Origin of the sequence: Nocardia amikacinitolerans (genome assembly GCF_900215415.1) — a bacterium.
Lineage (GTDB): Bacteria > Actinomycetota > Actinomycetes > Mycobacteriales > Mycobacteriaceae > Nocardia > Nocardia amikacinitolerans.
The window spans coordinates 899514-918094 of the sequence record NZ_OBEG01000003.1; the positions used below are offsets into that span (position 1 = coordinate 899514).

17 protein-coding genes and 1 rRNA gene are annotated in these 18581 nt (G+C 70.1%); 10 read left to right on the top strand and 8 right to left on the bottom strand.

The features are described from left to right. Positions 1–24: 24 nt before the first annotated feature. Positions 25–1380, bottom strand: a complete 1356-nt coding sequence (gene ilvA, locus CRP45_RS18350) for a threonine ammonia-lyase IlvA (RefSeq protein WP_067785620.1) — start codon at positions 1378–1380, stop codon at positions 25–27. A 63-nt stretch (positions 1381–1443) separates the two neighbouring features. Beyond that, positions 1444–1878: a nitroreductase family deazaflavin-dependent oxidoreductase gene (locus CRP45_RS18355; RefSeq protein ID WP_067785617.1), complete on the bottom strand. Its 435-nt coding sequence runs from the start codon at positions 1876–1878 to the stop codon at positions 1444–1446. An 87-nt stretch (positions 1879–1965) separates the two neighbouring features. Between CRP45_RS18355 and CRP45_RS18360 the strand changes: the two genes are divergently transcribed. After that, positions 1966–2205 (top strand): hypothetical protein, encoded by a 240-nt coding sequence (locus CRP45_RS18360; protein ID WP_097246054.1) that lies wholly within the window; start codon positions 1966–1968, stop codon positions 2203–2205. A gap of 122 nt (positions 2206–2327) precedes the next feature. Here the strand turns inward: CRP45_RS18360 and CRP45_RS18365 are convergent, their stop codons facing one another. After that, on the bottom strand, positions 2328–5012 hold the full coding sequence (locus CRP45_RS18365; RefSeq protein WP_097246055.1) for a helix-turn-helix transcriptional regulator: 2685 nt from the start codon (positions 5010–5012) through the stop codon (positions 2328–2330). Between the two features lie 134 nt (positions 5013–5146). Between CRP45_RS18365 and CRP45_RS18370 the strand changes: the two genes are divergently transcribed. The 4 genes from CRP45_RS18370 (at position 5147) to CRP45_RS18385 (ending at position 8310) form a co-directional block, all read left to right on the top strand. Then, entirely contained in the window at positions 5147–5503 is a 357-nt protein-coding gene (locus tag CRP45_RS18370) for a nuclear transport factor 2 family protein (RefSeq protein WP_097246056.1), read from the top strand. Positions 5504–5539: 36 nt separating this feature from the next. Continuing rightward, complete coding sequence (locus tag CRP45_RS18375; RefSeq protein ID WP_097246057.1) at positions 5540–5962, top strand: hypothetical protein; 423 nt, start codon at positions 5540–5542, stop codon at positions 5960–5962. A 160-nt stretch (positions 5963–6122) separates the two neighbouring features. After that, positions 6123–6938: a methyltransferase domain-containing protein gene (locus tag CRP45_RS18380; RefSeq protein ID WP_097246058.1), complete on the top strand. Its 816-nt coding sequence runs from the start codon at positions 6123–6125 to the stop codon at positions 6936–6938. Between the two features lie 166 nt (positions 6939–7104). After that, positions 7105–8310, top strand: a complete 1206-nt coding sequence (locus tag CRP45_RS18385; protein ID WP_097246059.1) for a DUF2235 domain-containing protein — start codon at positions 7105–7107, stop codon at positions 8308–8310. On the opposite strand, the gene treY is transcribed toward CRP45_RS18385, so the two are convergent. The 3 genes from treY to CRP45_RS18400 are packed head-to-tail and all read right to left on the bottom strand — an operon-like array spanning position 8263 to position 13415. Beyond that, the gene (treY, locus tag CRP45_RS18390; protein WP_245910202.1) at positions 8263–10710 is read right to left on the bottom strand and encodes a malto-oligosyltrehalose synthase; all 2448 of its coding nucleotides are present in this window, start codon (positions 10708–10710) and stop codon (positions 8263–8265) included. The two genes, CRP45_RS18385 and treY, sit on opposite strands and share 48 nt — an antisense overlap. Next, positions 10707–12827: a glycogen debranching protein GlgX gene (glgX, locus tag CRP45_RS18395; RefSeq protein ID WP_097246060.1), complete on the bottom strand. Its 2121-nt coding sequence runs from the start codon at positions 12825–12827 to the stop codon at positions 10707–10709. The genes treY and glgX overlap by 4 nt, the downstream gene beginning before the upstream one ends. Before the next feature lie 54 nt (positions 12828–12881). Continuing rightward, on the bottom strand, positions 12882–13415 hold the full coding sequence (locus CRP45_RS18400; RefSeq protein ID WP_097246061.1) for a cupin domain-containing protein: 534 nt from the start codon (positions 13413–13415) through the stop codon (positions 12882–12884). A 29-nt stretch (positions 13416–13444) separates the two neighbouring features. On the opposite strand from CRP45_RS18400, the gene CRP45_RS18405 reads away from it, so the two are divergent. Continuing rightward, positions 13445–13894, top strand: coding sequence for a MarR family winged helix-turn-helix transcriptional regulator (locus CRP45_RS18405; RefSeq protein ID WP_097246062.1), 450 nt, complete (start codon positions 13445–13447; stop codon positions 13892–13894). Positions 13895–13919: 25 nt separating this feature from the next. Here the strand turns inward: CRP45_RS18405 and CRP45_RS34270 are convergent, their stop codons facing one another. Beyond that, entirely contained in the window at positions 13920–14462 is a 543-nt protein-coding gene (locus CRP45_RS34270; protein ID WP_101750189.1) for a GNAT family N-acetyltransferase, read from the bottom strand. 77 nt (positions 14463–14539) lie between these two features. Then, positions 14540–14749: a MarR family winged helix-turn-helix transcriptional regulator gene (locus CRP45_RS34275; RefSeq protein ID WP_218841158.1), complete on the bottom strand. Its 210-nt coding sequence runs from the start codon at positions 14747–14749 to the stop codon at positions 14540–14542. 57 nt (positions 14750–14806) lie between these two features. Here CRP45_RS34275 and CRP45_RS18415 point away from each other — a divergent pair, with 57 nt between their 5' ends. From CRP45_RS18415 to CRP45_RS18430, 4 genes are all read left to right on the top strand, one after another. Next, on the top strand, positions 14807–16099 hold the full coding sequence (locus CRP45_RS18415; protein WP_097246063.1) for an adenosylmethionine--8-amino-7-oxononanoate transaminase: 1293 nt from the start codon (positions 14807–14809) through the stop codon (positions 16097–16099). 26 nt (positions 16100–16125) lie between these two features. After that, positions 16126–17280: an 8-amino-7-oxononanoate synthase gene (locus tag CRP45_RS18420; protein ID WP_097246064.1), complete on the top strand. Its 1155-nt coding sequence runs from the start codon at positions 16126–16128 to the stop codon at positions 17278–17280. Then, positions 17277–17951 carry a dethiobiotin synthase gene (gene bioD / locus CRP45_RS18425; RefSeq protein ID WP_097246065.1) on the top strand — a complete coding sequence of 225 codons (675 nt, stop codon included), beginning with the start codon at positions 17277–17279 and terminating at the stop codon, positions 17949–17951. The genes CRP45_RS18420 and bioD overlap by 4 nt, the downstream gene beginning before the upstream one ends. Positions 17952–18442: 491 nt before the next feature. Next, positions 18443–18581 (top strand): 16S ribosomal RNA (locus CRP45_RS18430); the annotation flags it as partial.

An 18581-nucleotide genomic window follows, 5' to 3' on the forward strand; every position in this document is an offset into this window, starting at 1 on the left:
CGACGCCGGGCAGGGCGGGTGGGGTCAGGTCAGGTACCGGTAGGCCGGTGAACCCGGCTCCAGCCGCTCGCACTGGATGGGGGAGGCGGCCATGCGCTCCAGCACCGGCTCCAAGCCGTCCGGCGTGCCGAGTTCGATGCCGACCAGCGCGGCCCCGGTCTCCCGGTTGTTGCGCTTGACGTACTCGAACAGGGTGATGTCGTCGTCCGGGCCGAGCACCTCGTTGAGGAAGCGGCGCAGTGCGCCGGGCTCCTGCGGGAAGTCGACGAGGAAGTAGTGCTTCAGGCCGCGATGCACCAGCGAGCGCTCGATGATCTCGCCGTAGCGCGAGACGTCGTTGTTGCCGCCCGACACCAGGCACACCACCGTCGAACCGGGCGTGACCTCGACCTCGGCGAGCGCGGCCACCGCGAGCGCGCCCGCGGGTTCGGCGATGATGCCCTCGTTCTGGTAGAGGTCGAGCATGGTGGTGCAGATCGCGCCCTCGTCGACCTGGAGCAGGCGGAAAGCGCCCGCGCCGCTGCGGGATTCGGTCGCGGTCAGTAACGGCAGCGAGCCGTGCGAGACGACCCGGCCGCCGAAGCCCGCGACCGCGGCGTAGGGGACCGCGCCGATCCTGCGCACCGCGGCGCCGTCGACGAACGGGTCGATCTCCGGCAGCGTCACCGGTCCGCCCGCGACCAGCGCCGCGGTCATCGACGCCGCGCCAGCCGGTTCGGCGCCGAGGATGCCGGTCTGCGGTGCGCGCTCGCGCAGGTAGGTGCCGACGCCTGCCAGGCAGCCGCCGCCGCCCACCGGAACGACAACCAGGTCGGGCGCCGCGCCGAGCTGTTCGAGGATCTCGGCGGCGATGGTGCCCTGGCCCGCGGCGGTGCGCGGGTCGTCGAACGGCGGGACCATGGTCGCGCCGGTGCGCTCGACATCGGCGGCCGCGGCCGCGGCGGCGGCGTCGTAGGTCTCGCCGACCGCGATCAGCTCGACGAACTCGCCGCCGTGCACCCGGATCCGGTCGCGCTTCTGCTTCGGGGTGGTGGTCGGCACGTAGATGCGGCCGGTGATGCCCATGGCGTGGCAGGCGTAGGCGACGCCCTGGGCGTGGTTGCCCGCGCTGGCGGCGACCACGCCCGCGGCCCGCTCCTCGGCGCTGAGCTGGACGATGAGGTTGTAGGCCCCGCGCAGCTTGTAGGAGCGCACGGCCGAGAGGTCCTCGCGCTTGAGGTAGACCTGCGCGCCGGTCAGCGCGGACAGCCGCGGACTGAGCTGGAGCGGGGTCGGGTCGATAATGTCGGCAATTCGCTTGGCGGCGGCATCGATCTCGTCCGCGCTCAGAGCGGGACGGGCGGCGGACAGGTGATCGATCACATCAAGCGGATTGGACACTCGAAATATGCTGCCACCCGCCACGACGCGGGTGCGCGGCGGGTGGGGCGCTCGCCGTTCCGGTCAGCGCGGGGTGAGCACGAAAACGGGGATCTCGCGGGTCGTCTTCGTCTGGTAATTGGCGTAATCGGGCCACACCTCGACGGCGCGGTCCCACCACACCCGCTTCTCCTCGCCGAAGACCTCGCGGGCGGTGTAGTCCTTGCTGACCTCGCCGTCGCGCAGTTCGACGTGCGGTTCGGCCTTGATGTTGTAGTACCAGACCGGGTGCTTCGGCGCGCCGCCCAGCGAGGCGACCACGGCGTATTCGCCGTCGTGCTCGACCCGCATCAGCGGGGTCTTGCGCAGCTTTCCGGTCTTGGCGCCCTTGGTGGTGAGCAGAACGACGGGCTTGCCCATCATCGACGTGCCCTTGGTACCGCCGGAATTCTCGTAGGTCTCGGCCTGCTTGCGGGCCCAGTCGGACGTGCTCGGTGCGTACTCTCCGGTAAGTGGCATACGACCGGCAACACCGCATCGGCCGCCGGTGTTCCCGGCCGGAAATGTTCGGTGGCCCGAAATTCACCTTCCGTATATCCTGATGCCATGGCAACGGCTCACCCCATCAGCGTGGACATCGCGGGCACCGCGTGGCCCGTGTACAAGCTCGAGGCGCTGGCCGCCGGGCTGGTGGCTGGTGTGTTGCTCCTGCTGATCACCGGTGCGCCGCAGGTCGCCGTGCTGGCCGCCGCCGCGATCACGGTTGTGCGCTGGACGCTCGGTCATGTCGCCGCGCGCCGCGACGCCGGGGTGGTCCGGCGTCCGCGTACGTTGTCCGCGCACTGATCGTCTCCCGTAGCCCCACCCCTCGATCGAGCAGGCCGACCGTCGGTTCCGCGCCCCAACAGGTATCGGTCGACCTCGGTCAGCGCCCTCCGATCGGCGTCTGCGCCGTGTGCCGCTACAGATCAGTCCGGGTCCAGCGGCAGCGCCGCCAGTTCCCCGCGCGAGACCACACCGAGCTTCGGATACGCCTTGTACAGGTGATGGCCCACCGTCCGCGGACTCAGGAAAAGCTGCGCCGCGATGTCGCGATTCGTCATCCCCTGCGCCGCGAGCCGCACGATCTGCAATTCCTGCGGGGTGAGCGCGGCGAGCACTCCCGATCCGGCCCGTGCGGCCGCGCCGACGCCGAGCGCGCCGAGTTCCACGCGGGCGCGCTCGGCCCACGGCGCGGCGTCCAAGCGCTCGAAGGTCTCCAAAGCCGATCGCAGCTGGGTCCTGGCGTCCACTTTGCGGCGATTGCGGCGCAACCACTCTCCGTAGAGCAGCTGGGTGCGGGCGCGCTCGAACGGGCGCCCACCGAGCTCGAGCGAGGCGCGGAAATGCTCCTCGGCGGCCGCGTCCGGACCGAGCAGGGCGCGGGTGCGTGCGGCGAGCGCGGCCACCCAGTCCTGGCGCGAGTCCGCGGCCAAGGCCTCGAGACGATCCAGCGCGTCGCCCGCCCGTGCCGGGTCACCGAGCCGGACCGCCGCTTCCACGAGATCCGGTAGCGAGCGCAGCCCGATGACCATGTGCCTGGACGGTTCCTCGGTCAGCGATTCGAGCCGCGCCATGGCGCTGTCCACCCGGCCGAGCCCGAGATCGAGCAGACCCAGCGCCGCGTGTGCCCAGGCGGCGCCCGGCGCGTCGGCACCGCCGAACCGCTCGGCAAGCGCGTGCTCGGCCGCCGCACGGCAGTCCGCCTCCCGCCCGTTCAGCGCCGCGAGGTAGGCGAGCATGGCCGAGAGCTGGCCGACCCAGTGGTCCTGCCCGATGTCCTGCGCGATCCGCGCCCCTTCGGTCGCGACGACCAGCGCCTCGCGCGGTCGGCCGAGGAAGGCCTCGGCTTCGGCGCGGAAGAACAGCAGCGTCGGCAGCGGGCCGATCCTGCCCTCGTCGCGGCATGTCGCGACCAGCTCGTCCGCCAGTTCCGCCACCCGCTCGTCCTGGCCGACAACGAGACCGACGCCGCACAACTGCACCAGGTCGCGCACATCCGCCCCCGTGGCGCGGGCCGCGTCGGCCGCCGCGCGCAGGTCCACGCGGAACCGCCCGTGCACGCCGTCGAGCACGTACGCGGTGGTGTGCGCCAGCGAATCGTCCTCGGGCAGCGGCAGGGTGGCCAGGCGCCGGGTCACCTCGTCGAGTTCGTCGGCGCCCAGATACCACGCGGTGTGCACCGCGACCATCAGGATGCGCGCCGCGAGCTGCGGTTCCCGCCGCGCCGCGTCGGCCGCCGCGACCAGCCGCCGGTGTGCCGGAAGTCGTTTGCCCGCACCGAATTCCGCGAGGCCGCGGACCAGGTCGAGGCGGGCGGCGAGCAGCGGGTCGGCCGTCTGCGCCGCCGCGCGCTCGGCCAGCCGGTCCGCAATCTCGTACATGCCCGTCTCGCCCGCGGTTTCGGCCGCGAGGACCAGCCTGCTCACCCGCGCCGCGGGATCGGTGCTCAGCGCGGCCGCGCGCTCGTAGGCGGCCACCGCGCCGTGATAGCCGTTGCGGGCGAGCGCCCGGTCGGCGGTGGCGGCCAGCGCGGTGGCGATGGCCTCGTCCGGGCCGGTGGCCGCCGAGGCCAGATGCCAGGCGCGCAGGTCGGCGTCCTCGCCGGCGGTCAGCGTCGCGGCGAGCGCGCCGTGCGCGGCGAGCCGCTGGGCGAGCGGTGCGCCCTGGTAGATCGCCGAACGCAGCAGCGGATGGCGAAAGCTGAGCGTCCGGCCGTCGGTGTGCACCAAGCCGTCGTCCTCGGCGGGCTGTAGATCGGCGGCCCCCGCACCGAGGGTCGCCGCCGCGCGCAGCACCGGATCGATCTCGGCCGCGCCCGCCGCCGCGGCGACCAGCAGCAGGGTCCGCGTGGCCGCGGGCAGTCTGCTGACCCGGCCGTGGAAGGCGACCTGAAGCCGCTGGGTGAGGGGAAGTGGATTCGGCCCGGAGTCGGCCGACTCGGCGGCCAACACCGCGGGAAGCTCCCGCAGTGCCAGCGGATTGCCGCCCGCCTCGGTGAGCAACCGGTAGCGCAGCGCGGGGGCGAGATCCGGCGCGTCCGCGTCCACCAGCGCGGCGGCCGCGTCCTGGCGCAGCGCTGTCACAGACAGCTCCGGCAGGCCGGGCGCCGGGAAATCGTTCGCGCCCGCGCGGGTCGCGAAGATCATCGCGACGCCTTCCGCGTCCAGCCGACGCGCGGCGAAGAGCAGGGTTTCCGCGCTCGCGCGGTCCAACCAGTGCGCGTCGTCGATCAGACACAGCAGCGGTCCCTCACTGGCCTCCTCGGCCAGCAACGAGAGCACCGCGAGGCCGATGAGCAGCCGGTCGCCGGGTTCCCGCTCCCCGAGCCCGAACGCGCCGAGCAGTGCCGCGCGCTGGCGCTCGGGCAGCGTGTCCACCAGCGCCATGCCGGGCCGGACCAGCAGGTGCAGTCCGGCGAAGGGCAGCTCGGCCTCCGACTCGACACCCGCGCTGCGCACCGACGGAATGCCCTGTGCCGCAGCGTAATCGAGCAGCGCCGTCTTGCCGATGCCCGCCTCGCCGCGCAGCACGAGAACGCCGCTGCGGCCCGCACGCGCATCGGCGAGCAGTCGATCGATGCGGGCCTGTTCGGCCTCGCGTCCGTGCAGCATCCGTTCACCGTATCGGGCGCCTACGTCATCGGCCGAGGAAAGTACTTATGCGTGACTGATTCGGCGCCCCCTCGCCCCGCCATACCTTGTTCTCACAGCGCAACACAGCGCAGGGAAATACAAGGGAGACAACGATGAACGACCTGGTCGCGCAGTACCTGGAGATCTGGAACACCACCGACGCCGCCGCCCGCTCGGCCGCCATCGCCCGGGTCTTCACCGACGAGCCGCGCTACGTCGACCCGCTCATGGCCGTCACCGGCCGCGCGGCGCTGGACGCCGGGATCGCCGCGGTGCAGGCGCAGTTCCCCGGCATGGTGTTCCGCTTGGCGGGCCCGGTCGACGGACACCACGACCAGGTGCGCTTCACCTGGGAGCTCGGCCCCGCCGACGGCCCCGCGCTGGTGGTCGGCTTCGACGTCGCGGTGCTCGAGCAGGGCCGCATCGCCGACGTGTACGGCTTCCTCGACAAGGTCCCCGCCGCCGCCTGATCCTCCCGAAAACCACTATCCAGAAAGAGATTCGTCATGACCACCGCCACTTCCCCCGGTTACCTGTCCACCCTGCTCGCCCCCGGAGACAAGCTGCTGCGGACCTCGCTGCGCTTGGACGCGGTGATCACCGGCGCGAACGGAATCGCCTACCTGGCGCTGTCCGGCCCGCTCGAGTCGCTGCTCGGCCTCGACCGCGGCCTCGGCATCGCGATCGGCGTCTTCCTCACTCTCTACGGTCTCGGCGTCGCGGCCATCGGATCGACCAAGTCGATCAACCCCGTCGCCGCCCGCGCGGTGATCGGCCTGAACGCCGCCTGGGTTCTGGTGAGCCTGGTCGCGCTCGTCGAGGGCGCGCTCGACCTGACCGTCGTCGGCTCGGTGTGGACGGTCATGCAGGCCGCGACGGTCGGCGGGTTCGCCGCCCTTCAGTACCTGGGCCTGCGCAAGACCCGGTGATCGCAAAACCTCTCTCCGACAACAGCATCGAACACCGCACGGCCCCGGCGCCCCGCCGGGGCCGTCGCCGTATCCGCCCCCGAACGGGCTACGGCCGCGCAGCTCGCCGAGGGTTACGGATCCGGCCGGATGGGCGCATCGAGGCGGTAGCGTCGGACGCATGACAGAGGGACCCGTGGATGCTCCTTCCTTTCACTCGGATCGGATCGATGCCGATCGGATCGATGAGCTGGTCGAGATTCTCGACTTGCAGGCCGACCTGCCCGGCATCCGCCGAATGCGGCAGTGGGCGCACGAAACGCTCGCCGTGCGCGCGGGGGAGCGGGCCCTCGACATCGGAGCCGGCACCGGATCGGAGGCGCTGGTCTTCGCCGAACGGGTGGGTGACGCGGGCGCGGCCGTCGGCCTGGATCCGAACCCGGCGATGCTGGCCATCGCGCGGCGGCGGGCCGCGGCCGCGGGGTCGTCCGCGCGGTTCGTGCACGGCTCGGTCTATCACCTGCCGTTCCAGGACGCGTCCTTCGACGCGGTCCGCTGCGAGCGCGTCTACCAGCACCTCGACGATCCCGCCGCGGCCACCGCCGAGATCGTCAGGGTGCTGCGCCCCGGCGGCCGGGTCCTGCTGATCGACAGCGACTGGTACACCGCCATCACCCACCCGGGCGATCCGGCTGTCGTCGAGGCGCTCGGTACCGCGATGCTGGCGGACGTCCCCAACCCCGCGTCCGGCCGCAGGCTGCGCGGACTGCTGGCGGCCCAGGGTCTCGTCATCGACGATCAGGGCTCCGAGGCGGTGATCTGGGATCCGGTGACCGCGCGACCGCTGTACCAGCAGATGAACGAGCAGGCCTCGCTGCGCGGCACGGTCACCGCCGAGGAGTTCGAGCGCTTCCTCGCCGATCTGGACGCGGGCATCGAGCGCGGCGACTTCCACCTGTCGGTGACGATGTTCGCGGTGCTCGCCCACAAACCGTGACCCGGCTCCGCGTAGCGCGCACCCGAAATCCCCGGCTCGACCGGGGGTTCTTCGTCGAAACCCACTGAAAGACAGCGTTTTCATTAACGGGCCCGTGCGCGGGGGCGATGATTCGAGTAGTCAAGTACGCGGGCTTCCGACGCGAATTCGAGGGGAGAATTTCGCCATGAAACGCCTGGTGGTGTGTTGCGACGGCACATGGAAAGCCGAGAACAGCAGCACGGTATCCAACATCGTCAAAATCGCGCAGACCGTCCGCATGGAGGCCACGGGCCCCGACGGGCAGCCGATCCGCCAGCACGTGATCTACGTATCCGGGCCGGGCGCACGGGGTTTCACCGCCGATCGGCTGTTCGGCGGCGCCTTCGGCCTCGGTCTGGAGGCGAACCTCTCCGCCGCCTACTGGCAGGTCGCCGTCAACTGGGAGCCCGGCGACGAGCTGTACATCTTCGGCTTCAGCCGCGGCGCGTACACCGCGCGCAGCCTGGTCGGCCTGATCGACTGCATCGGCATCATGAAACCCGATTCGATGATCGCCGGACACTACCCGGAGGCGTTCCGGATGTACCGGCGCCGTGGCCGGAACAAACTGGCGTGGTGGCGCACACCGCCCACCGAGCAGCAGGTGCGCGACTTCCGGCGCGAGCACAGCCATCGCAGGCGGGTCATCGACTTCATCGGCGTGTTCGACACCGTCGGCGCGCTCGGCGTCCCCGGCCTGACCTCGTGGCGGCACCGCTTCCACGACGTCAAGCTCTCGCCGCGGGTGTTGTGCGCGCGGCAAGCCCTCGCCATCGACGAACGGCGGCGCAACTTCGAGCCCTGCCTCTGGGAGGTGCCGGTCGAACTCGGCATCAAATACCGCCGGATCAAGGACCGCAAGGCCGACCGCGTCAAGCAGGTCTGGTTCGAGGGCGTGCACAGCGACATCGGCGGCGGCTACGCCCAGTGCGGCCTGTCCGACATCACCCTGCGCTGGATGGTCGCCGAAGCGGAGGCCGAGGGCCTCGCGTTCAACACCGAACTGCTCGCGGAGCTGTCGGGCAAGTGCGCTGGGCAGGAGAACCACATGGAGCGGCACAAGTCGTGCGGGCCCGGCTACACCGTGCTGAACGTGGTGCGCACCCTCCGAAGCCCGCGGCGGCCGCGGTTCTACTTGAACTCCCTGCGCCGCCTGCGGGTCGAGACGGACAACGGCGTCCTGCTCGCCTCCACCGTGCACGACAAGGCCGAATACCGGCCCTACAACGTGCGGCGCTGGCAGCAGGACCTGGGCGGCAAGTTCCCGGCCGAGCTGATCGAGAAGATCAGCCCGCCCGATGCCTCAACGCACCAGCAGGGCGACGGGGAGCCGAGCGAACAGCTTCTCTAGCCGCGCCCTGCCCTGGAAGGTGTGGCCGGTGAGCCGGTCGGTCCAGTTGCCCTGCGGCAGGTCGAGCGCGGTATCGCCCCACCCGGTGTCGGTGAGGCCGACGCTGTGCCTGGTGGCCGCGACGATCACCTCGGGCGCCTCGCCGACCCGGGCGCGCGCGTAGGACACCAGCCGGGATGCCTGCTCACCGGTGGCGAACAGCGGCAGATAGGCGCCGCCGACAAAGCAGTCGGGGCGTTCCCTGCGCAGCCACAGCGCGTAGGCGACGATCCACATCTTCGCCGCGCCGGAGGTGTCCAAAGCCGGTGTGCCGGTGAGCGATTGCAGCATGCCTGTGCGCGCGGGGAAGTCGACGGGGCGGCGGTTGTCCGGGTCGACGAGCGAGTCCTCCCACAGCTCGCAGCCCTGGTACAGGTCGGGGATGCCCGGACCGCACAGCTGGAGCAGCTTCTGCGACAACGCGTCCGACCAGGCGTGCGGCGCGAGATCGTGCACCAGATCGCTGAGCTCCGCGCCGACCGGTCCGTCGATCACCGCGTCCATCCACGCGTGCACGGCCGCCTCGAACTCGCCGTCCGGCTCCTCCCACGAGGTGCGGGTCCCCGCCTCGCGCATCGCCTTCTCGGCGAAAAGGTGCAGCCGCTCGCGCAGGCCAGGCACCGAGGAGGCCGGGCGGCCGTCGGCGGGCCAGACGCCGAACATGTTCTGCAACAGGAACAGTGCCGTCGCGCCGTCGGGCGCGGGCGTCTTGTCCATCCAGGTCTCGACCGACCGAGCCCAGGTCCGCGCGACCTGGGAGAGCACCCCGATCCTGGCGCGCACGTCCTCGCCGCGCTTGGTGTCGTGGGTGGACAGCGTGGTCATCGTGGCGGGCCAGCGCTGCGCGCGTTCGACGTTGGCGAGATGGAATTCGTTGAGCGAGTGGCCGAATCGGGCCGGATTGCCGCCCACCTCTTGCAGCGAGACCAGCCGGGCCGCCTGGTAGAACATGGTGTCCTCGACGGCCTTCGCGGTGATCGCGCCGCACACCTGGTGGAAACGGGCGGCCGCCTCCGCGTCGGCGGCGAGCGCGGTGACCAGCACGTTGAGCGGCGCGGTGAGCTCGCTGTTGCGCTTCTCCACCTCGGCGATCACCGCGTCGGTCATTCCGGCCAGCGGCGCGTAGTCGGCGCGGTAGACCGGCATGAAGGCGAGCACCTCGATGGTGGCGTTGGTCAGCGCCATGGTGTCGAAGCTGTCCGCTCGCGCGTCCCGCTTGATCGCGCCGACCAACCGCCGAATCTCCGGCGCCAGAATGCTTTCGGCGACGGCGCGTTTGATCCGGTGCTCGGTCTCGCCGATCCAGGCGCGGTCGCTGCCGTGCCCGGCGAACCGGCGCGACAACTCGGTCAGCGTCTGCTCGCCGTCGGGATCGATGAGCACGCCGCCGAGCCCGGCCAGCGCGTCGTAGCCGGTGGTGCCGTCGATGGGCAGCGTCGCGTCCAGCGGCTCGCGGTTGGCCAGGATCTTCTCGACCAGCAGCAGCCGCTGCGGGCCGATCAGCTGGCGCAACCTGGTCAAATAGGCCGCGGGATAAGTCAATCCGTCCGGGTGATCCACCCGCACGCCGTCGATCAGGTCGTGCTCGCACCAGGCCGCGAGCTCGCGGTGGGTGAGGTCGAAGACCTCCGGATCCTCCTGCCGCACCGCCGCCAGGCTGCTCACCGCGAAGAACCGGCGATAGGTGCAGAGTCCGGCCTTCCAGCTCACCAAGCGGTAGTGCTGCTTGTCGTGGATGCGCAGCGCGTTGTCGCCGTCGGTGCCCGGCGCGATCGGGAACCGCAGATCGTGCAGCGCCAGCATCGGCTCCGGTCCGGAGCGGTCCACGGTCAGCGCCGCGGGATCGTTCTCGCTCTGCAACACCGGAAGCGCCAGCCGGCCGCCCGCGCCGTTGCCAGGGCTCCAGTCGATGTCGAAGAACCGCGCGAACGGCGAGTCCCTGCCGTTGCGCAGCACGTCCCACCACCACGGGTTCTGCCGAGGATCTGCGACGCCGACGTGGTTGGGCACCAGATCCACGATGAGCCCCATGCCCCTGGTGCGCACCTCGTCGGAGAGCGCCTTGAGCCCGAGCGGGCCGCCGAGCGCCGCCGAGACGGTGCTGGGATCGGTGACGTCGTAGCCGTGCGTCGACCCGTGCGTCGCGGTCAGGATCGGCGACAGATACAGGTGCGAAATACCGAGCTGCTGAAGGTATTCCGCGATCGCTCTGGCGTCGGCGAAGGTGAGCGCGTCGGGGCGCAGTTGCAGCCGGTAGGTGCTGCGCACGGTGGTCTGCCGTGCGAGGGCGCGCCCGCGGGCGATGGGATCGGTGTGGTGTGTCTCGTGCGGTGCGTGGGATGTCATGTGCGTGTCGGTCATGCGGGGCAGCGGAGGACGAGCAGACAACGGGCGGGGACGGAGATCGTGGCGGCGGCCGGATAGGTGCCCTCGGCTCGGCCGTCGGGCGACGAGCAGTCCAGCGCCACCGTCCACGGTCCTCCGTAATCGGTGCCGGGCAGGGTGAAATCGAGCGCCGAATCGTGGGCGTTGAAGCACAGCAGGAACGAATCGTCGGTGATGCGTTCGCCGCGCGGTCCCGGCTCGGGAATGCCCCGGCCGTTCAGGTACACCATGAGCGCCTTGGCGAAGCCGCTGTCCCAGTCCGCGGCGGTCATCTCCGCACCGGCGGGCGTCAGCCAGGCGATGTCGCCGGCCTGATCCTTTGCGCGAATCGGTTGTCCCGCGAGGAATCTGCGGCGGCGGAAGACGGGATGTTCGGTGCGCAGCGCGATGACCGAGCGGGTGAACGCGAGCAGATCGGCGTTGGTCTCGGCCAGCGACCAGTCCATCCAGGCCAGCGGCGAATCCTGGCAGTACACATTGTTGTTGCCCAGCTGGCTGCGACCCATCTCGTCGCCGTGGGCCAGCATCGGGGTGCCCTGGCTCAGCACCAGCGTGGCAAGCATGTTGCGGGTCTGCTTGGCGCGCAGGGCATTGATCTCCGGATCGTCGGTCGGGCCCTCGACGCCGCAGTTCCACGACCGGTTGTAGCTCTCCCCGTCGCGATTGCCCTCGCCGTTGGCCTCGTTGTGTTTCTCGTTGTAGGACACCAGGTCCCGCAGCGTGAAGCCGTCGTGCGCGGTGACGAAGTTGATGCTGGCGCTCGGCCTGCGGCCGGTGGCCTCGTACAGATCCGAGGAGCCCGCGAGCCGAGAGGCGAACTCGCCCAGGGTGGCCGGTTCCCCGCGCCAGTAGTCGCGCACGGTGTCGCGGTACTTGCCGTTCCACTCCGTCCACAGTCCGGGGAAGTTGCCCACCTGGTAGCCGCCCTCGCCGACGTCCCACGGCTCGGCGATCAGCTTGACCTGGCTGACCACCGGATCCTGTTGCACCAGATCGAAGAACGTGGACAGCCGGTCCACGTCGTGCAGTTCGCGGGCCAGGGTGGCGGCCAGATCGAAACGGAAGCCGTCGACGTGCATGTCCAGGATCCAGTACCGCAGCGAGTCCATGATCAGCTGCAAGGTGTGCGGATGCCGGACGTTGAGGCTGTTGCCGGTGCCGGTGTAATCCATGTACCGCCCCGGATCACCGTCCAGCAGACGGTAATACGCGGCGTTGTCGATACCGCGGAAACCCAGCGTCGGCCCGAGGTGGTTGCCCTCGGCGGTGTGGTTGTAGACCACGTCGAGGATCACCTCGATGCCCTCGGCGTGCAGCGCGCGCACCATCGCCTTGAACTCGGTCACCGCCGCGCCGCCGCGCGAACTCACCGCGTACTCGTTGTGCGGCGCGAGATAGCCGAAGCTGTTGTAGCCCCAGTAGTTACGCAGGCCCTGGTCGAGCAGCACCCGGTCGTGCAGGAATTGGTGCACCGGCATCAGCTCGATCGCGGTGATGCCGAGGCTCTTCAAATGCCCGACGATCGCCGGGTGCGCGATGCCCGAATAGGTGCCGCGCAGTTCCTCCGGCACCTCGGGATGCGTCATCGTCATGCCCTTGACGTGCGCCTCGTAGATGACCGTCTCGTGGTAGGGCCGATTCGGCGCGCGATCGGAGCCCCAGTCGAAGAACGGGTTGATGACGACGCCGGTCATGGTGTGGCCCAGCGAATCAAGGCCGTGGGTATAGAGGGAGGGGTCGTTGTCGAACTCGCCGTCGAAGGCCTTGCCGTACGGGTCGAGCAGCAGTTTGCTCGGATCGCAGCGCAGGCCGCGGTCCGGGTCGTAGGGACCGTGCACGCGGAAGCCGTAGCGCTGACCGGGGCCGATCGTCGGCAGGTAGGCGTGCCAGACGTAGCCGTCCACTTCGTCGAGCGCGATTCTCGTCTCGCCGCCGTCCTTGGCGATCAGGCACAGCTCGACCGATTCGGCGACCTCGGAGAAGACCGAGAAGTTGGTGCCCGCGCCGTCGTAGGTCGCCCCGAGCGGGTAGGCGGTGCCCGGCCAGACACCTAGTGGTGTCACCTCACCGGGCGCTGCGTCGGGCTGAGCCATGGCAACGACAGTAGCGTGAGGCATGTCCCGGCTCGGCGCACGGCCGTGCTCCTCCTATTCGGCGGGCAACCAGCGGCGCGCGTAACCGAGCCGCCGGGCGATCCGCGCCAGCCCGCCGAGCAGTGCGCGTTGCGCCCAGGCGGGGATGCCCGCGAGATAGCCGTCCTGGTAGTCCCAGAGCAGCGCCAACGCCAGCGGGTCGCGCGGCACCCGTCCCGCGGTGGTCTTGCCCGCCGCGTCGAGCGCGCCCCAGAGCCGGAACATCTCCCAGTGCCGCAGCGGCGGGCGAATCTCGTGCCCGAACCGGGTGTCGGGTGCCTCGCTCCAGAACTCGTGCACGGTGCGTGGCGGGGCGGTCACCGTGTCGCCGGGATTCGCGACGACCTCGACGCCGTCGACGCGAAACCGCAGGCGACCCTCCCGCACGGTCCAACTCTCGGCCAGCACCGGATGCCAGTGCGGTCCCGCCTGCCGCTCGACCTTCCGCACCAGGTGTTCCAGCCGCAGGTACGGCCCCAGCTCGTCGATCCCGCGATCGACGAGGGTCACTCGATGGCCGTTGGCGAAGGTGAGGGTGGTGTCGCGCATAGTCCAGATATAAAGGTAACCTTTGTATTGTGTCAACGGCCGATACCTTGTTGAAGCTGCTCGTCCAGGCGACCCGCGCCTACGAAGAAGCGCTGAACCGCGAACTGCGCACCGAACTCGATCCCGAGCTGCGGCCCGCGCACTACGCCGTCTTCCGTCACCTGGATCCCGAAGGTTCGCGCGTCACGGCGTTGGCCGAGGCTGCGGGCATGACCCAGCAGTCGATGGGTGAGTTGGTGACGCACCTCGAACAGTGCGGTTATGTCGAGCGGAAGGTCGATCCCGCGGACCGTCGCGCCCGAATCGTGGTCACCACCTCGGCGGGCCGCCGCGCGCTCGCCCTCGCCGCCGACCGAATCGCCGAAATCGACCGGATGCTCGCGGCCGAACTGGGAGACGACGCACTGTGCGCGCTGCGTACGGCGTTGGCCAGGATGCCGGGGTTGATCGACGCCGATGCCGCGCGGGCTCGGGCGTGAGCCGACGGCCCGTGCGTGAGAGGGCTCAGTGGTCCGCTGAGGTCAGCGGTCGCCGCCAGGTCTGACCGATCAGATCCTTGCCGAAACTATGGTGCGGCGCGGAGTCGACGAGTTCGAATCCCGCGCGTTCGTAGATGCGCCGCGCGGAGGTGAGGACGTCGTTGGTCCACAACACCATCTCGCGGTAGCCGACCTCCGTCGCGAAGCGCAGGCATTCCTCGACCAGCGCGGCGCCGACGCCGAGCCCGCGGGCGCTCGGATCGACGAGCAACAGGCGGAGACGGGCGGTGGCCTCGCTGTCGGCGACGCAGAAGACGCAGCCCACCGGCATCCCGCCGCATTCGGCGATCCACGCTCGTTCACGGCGATCATCGTGCGCCGCGAGGAAATTCGCGACGATCTCGGCGACCAGCGCCTCGTACCGCACGTCCCAGCCGTACTCGGCGGCGTACACCGCGGCGTTGCGCTGGATCACCCAGCCGTAGTCGCCGGGCAGCGGCGCACGCAGGGTGAACTGCCGTGCGGCGGGTTCGGCCGGACGGTCGAGCAGGCGCTGGATGGTTCGCATCGCGTCGATGAGCCGGGCCCGGTCGGCGGGCGGATGGGCCGAGAGGCGCTTGCCGACGTCGCTACCGGAGCGTTGGTTCAGTACCGCGAAGGCGGCCGTCCCTTGTCGGTGAGCCGTACCTCTTGGCGGCGGCCGTCGCTGCTGGAACGTCCGCTCTCGATCAGCCCGCGTTTCTTGAAGCGGGTCAGGATCCGGCTCAGGTAGCCGGGGTCCAGGTCGAGCGCCCGGCACAGCCGGACCGCTTCGGTGGAACCGGTGGTGGCCAGTTCGAACAGGAGTGGGATCAATAGAGCTCGACTGGTAACTTGAACACCGTTCAAGCCCGTCGACCGGGAGGGATTCCTGTGGCACTGACCCCCGACGAGATCACCGCCGTCGACGCCGAACACGTCTGGCACCCCTACGGCGGATTCCCGGCTTCGACACCGCCGCTCGTGGTGGCGGAAGCGTCCGGCGCGCGGCTCACCCTGGCCGACGGCCGCGAACTCGTCGACGGCATGAGCTCGTGGTGGGCGGCCGTGCACGGCTACCGGCACCCGGTGCTCGACGCCGCGTTGCTCGCGCAGTCGCGGCGGATGAGCCACGTCATGTTCGGCGGTCTCACCCACGAACCGGCCGCGCGCCTGTCCCAGCTGCTGGTCGAGCACACGCCCGCCGGTCTGGAGAAAGTCTTCCTGTGCGACTCCGGGTCGGTCTCGGTCGAAGTCGCCGTCAAGATGTGCCTGCAGTACTGGCGCAGTGTGGGCCGACCCGAGAAGCGGCGCCTGCTCACCTGGCGCGGCGGCTACCACGGCGACACCTTCACCCCGATGAGCGTCTGCGACCCCGAGGGCGGCATGCACTCGCTGTGGACCGACGTGCTCGTCGAACAGATCTTCGTCGCGGCGCCGCCGCGGGACCATCGCGTCGACTACGTGGCCGACCTGGAGCGCGCGATCACCGCGCACGCCGACGAACTCGCGGCCGTCATCGTGGAACCGGTCGTCCAGGGCGCGGGCGGTATGCGCTGGCACGACCCGCGCTACCTCGCCGACCTGCGCCGCCTCTGCGATGCCAACGACGTCCTTCTCGTCTTCGACGAGATCGCCACCGGCTTCGGCCGCACCGGCGAGCTGTTCGCGGCCGACCACGCGGGCGTCGCCCCCGACGTCATGTGCGTCGGCAAGGCGCTGACCGGCGGCTACCTGACCCTCGCCGCGACACTGTGTACTGCCCGCATCGCCGAGACCATCAGCGCGGCACACGGCGGGCTGATGCACGGACCAACCTTCATGGGCAACCCGCTGGCTTGCGCGGTGGCCGTCGCGTCGATCGAGCTGCTGCTCTCGCGCGACTGGCGCGGCGAGGTCGCGCGGATCGAATCCGAACTCGTCGCGGGCTTGGCCGCCGCGAAAGAACTGCCCGGCGTCGCCGACGTGCGGGTACTCGGCGCGATCGGCGTCGTCGAACTCGAGCGGCCGGTCGACATGCGCGCCGCCACCGAGGCCGCGGTCGACGCAGGGGTCTGGCTGCGACCGTTCCGGAACCTGATCTACACGATGCCGCCGTTCATCAGCGACACCGAGGAAGTCGCCACGATCACCTCGGGAATGTGCGCGGCGGCCGCGGCGCACATCCCGATCGCGCTCCCGTCCTGAACGGTGTTCAAGTATGCTGCGGAGCTGTGACTACCGATCCGTTGAGCTGGTTGGACGAACGGGCCACAGAGCGGGTGACCGCCGGATTGCGCCGGGAGCTCCGGCCGAGGGATCCGCACTCGCCGTCGATCGACCTGGCCTCCAATGACTATCTCGGTCTCACCAAGCACCCCGAGGTGATCGAGGGCGCGATCGAGGCCGTGCGGCGGTGGGGCGCGGGTTCCACCGGCTCGCGACTGGTCACCGGGACCACCGCCGACCACGAGCGCCTGGAAGCCGAGCTCGCCGAATTCGTCGGCGCCGAGGCGGGTCTCGTGTTCGCCTCCGGCTACGCCGCGAACCTCGGCGCCGTCACCGCGCTCGCCGGGCGCGGCGCCTTGATCGTCTCCGACGCGGGGAGCCACGCGTCGCTGGTCGACGCCTGCCGCCTCTCCCGCGCGAGGGTGGAGATCGCGCCGCACCGCGATGTCGAGGCCGTGCACCGGTTGCTCGCCGCGCGTACCGAGGAGCGCGCGCTCGTGCTCACCGATTCCGTCTTCAGCGCCGACGGCGACCTGGCCCCGCTGGCCGAGCTGCACCGGGTTACCCGCGCGAACGGCGCGGTCCTCGTCGTCGACGAGGCGCACGGACTCGGGGTGCGGGGGAGCGGAGGACGCGGGCTCGTCCACGAACTCGGCCTGGCGGGTGAACCGGACGTCGTCGTCACCGCGACGCTGTCCAAGGCCTTCGCCGCGCAGGGCGGCGCGGTGCTCGCCAGCGAACGCGTCCGCGCGCATCTCATCGACGCGGCGCGCACCTTCATCTTCGACACCGGTCTCGCGCCCGCCGCGGTCGGCGCCGCCCGCGCCGCACTCGGATTGCTGCGTCGCGAGCCGGAGATGGCGACGCGTGTGCTGGACCGCGCCGCCGACATCGCACGGATCGCGGGTGTGCCCGCGCCGGACTCGGCGGTCGTCTCGGTGGTGCTCGGCGAGGCGCAGGTCGCCTACGACGCGGCCCAGGAATGTCGCGCGCGTGGCCTGGACGTCGGCTGCTTCCGTCCGCCGTCGGTGCCGGAGGGCACCTCGCGACTGCGACTCACCGCCCGCGCCAACCTCACTGGCGCGGAACTCGACACCATCGCCGACGTGCTCGGCTCGGTGCTGGCCGAGGCGCGCGGACTGGATGTGGTGCCCGCATGAGTCTGCTTCTGGTCACCGGAACCTCCACCGACGTGGGCAAGACCGTCGTCACCGCCGCGCTTGCCGCGTCCGCGCGCGCCGCGGGTCTGTCGGTCGCGGTGTGCAAGCCCGCGCAGACCGGCATCGCCCCCGGCGAACCCGGCGATCTCGCCGAGGTCGAGCGGCTGGCGGGTCCGGTCAAGACACTCGAACTCGCCCGCTACCCCGAGCCGCTCGCGCCGGACACCGCGGCCCGTCGGTGCGGTCAGCCGCTGCTGACGCTGCAGGAGACCGTCGCCGCGGTGCGCGCGCTGGACGGTGCGGACCTCACCCTGGTGGAAGGCGCGGGCGGTCTGTTGGTGCGGATCGGCGACTTCACCCTTGTGGATCTCGCGCGGGAACTCGATGCGCCGGTGGTCGTCGTGGCGGCCGCGGGTCTCGGCACCCTCAATCACAGCGAGCTGACCGTCCGCGCGCTGGAGTCGGCGGGGATTCGCTGCGCCGGCTTGGTGATCGGGGCATGGCCCGCCGAGCCGGATCTCGCCGCCGAATGCAACCGGACCGATCTTCCGCGCGTGACGGGCGTCGACGTGGTCGGTGTCGTACCGGCGGGCGCGGGTAGTTGGAATCAGGATCGATTCGTCGCGGCGGCGCATGAATGGTTCGTTCCGGGGTGGTCCGCGCACCGGTAGGCGTGCGTCTCGCCGCGTCCATTCCGCGTTCAGTGTCGGTTTACCGCTTCTACCAGCGGATTTGACATCGTGCTCATCGCTACGTAACTTTATCCAAGTCAGAGCGACACGGACACCGACCCGGAGCCGAGACGCCAAGCCGAAAGGCTGAGCGTGGACCGGGAAACGAGGTAGTACGAGGAGCGCCTGGCGATCACACTAGCTCGTTTGGGACCCCGATTTGGTTTCGGGTTACTGGCCGCGCTAAGCTGTAAAAGTTGCCTCACCGATTGATCGGGGGAATCCCCGGGAGATGGTGTGTGCGTGTGTTCTTTGAGAACTCAATAGTGTGTCGATGAATGTCAGTGCCAAATATTTTTTGGTTTCGATGCTCACCCCCCGTGTGGGTGTCGAACATTTTAAGTCAGCTAATTTCCGGCTGGCGATTGTTTTGCTAGGTTTTCGGACTCTAGTTTAGATCTGATTGCACCTTTGGGTGTGATTGTGAGTCTTCAACGGAGAGTTTGATCCTGGCTCAGGACGAACGCTGGCGGCGTGCTTAACACATGCAAGTCGAGCGGTAAGGCCCTTCGGGGTACACGAGCGGCGAACGGGTGAGTAACACGTGGGTGATCTGCCTCGCACTTCGGG

What these genes read in the sequence shown, in the direction of transcription:
- CRP45_RS18370 (WP_097246056.1), top strand. Translation starts at nt 5,147, where the DNA reads ATGAACGACCTGGTCGCGCAGTACCTGGAGATCTGGAACACCACCGAC.
- CRP45_RS18400 (WP_097246061.1), bottom strand. Translation starts at nt 13,415, where the DNA reads ATGCGCGACACCACCCTCACCTTCGCCAACGGCCATCGAGTGACCCTC.
- CRP45_RS18385 (WP_097246059.1), top strand. Translation starts at nt 7,105, where the DNA reads ATGAAACGCCTGGTGGTGTGTTGCGACGGCACATGGAAAGCCGAGAAC.
- bioD (WP_097246065.1), top strand. Translation starts at nt 17,277, where the DNA reads ATGAGTCTGCTTCTGGTCACCGGAACCTCCACCGACGTGGGCAAGACC.
- CRP45_RS18375 (WP_097246057.1), top strand. Translation starts at nt 5,540, where the DNA reads ATGACCACCGCCACTTCCCCCGGTTACCTGTCCACCCTGCTCGCCCCC.
- treY (WP_245910202.1), bottom strand. Translation starts at nt 10,710, where the DNA reads ATGACCGACACGCACATGACATCCCACGCACCGCACGAGACACACCAC.
- glgX (WP_097246060.1), bottom strand. Translation starts at nt 12,827, where the DNA reads ATGGCTCAGCCCGACGCAGCGCCCGGTGAGGTGACACCACTAGGTGTC.
- CRP45_RS18355 (WP_067785617.1), bottom strand. Translation starts at nt 1,878, where the DNA reads ATGCCACTTACCGGAGAGTACGCACCGAGCACGTCCGACTGGGCCCGC.
- CRP45_RS18380 (WP_097246058.1), top strand. Translation starts at nt 6,123, where the DNA reads ATGACAGAGGGACCCGTGGATGCTCCTTCCTTTCACTCGGATCGGATC.
- CRP45_RS34270 (WP_101750189.1), bottom strand. Translation starts at nt 14,462, where the DNA reads ATGCGAACCATCCAGCGCCTGCTCGACCGTCCGGCCGAACCCGCCGCA.
- CRP45_RS18360 (WP_097246054.1), top strand. Translation starts at nt 1,966, where the DNA reads ATGGCAACGGCTCACCCCATCAGCGTGGACATCGCGGGCACCGCGTGG.
- CRP45_RS18365 (WP_097246055.1), bottom strand. Translation starts at nt 5,012, where the DNA reads ATGCTGCACGGACGCGAGGCCGAACAGGCCCGCATCGATCGACTGCTC.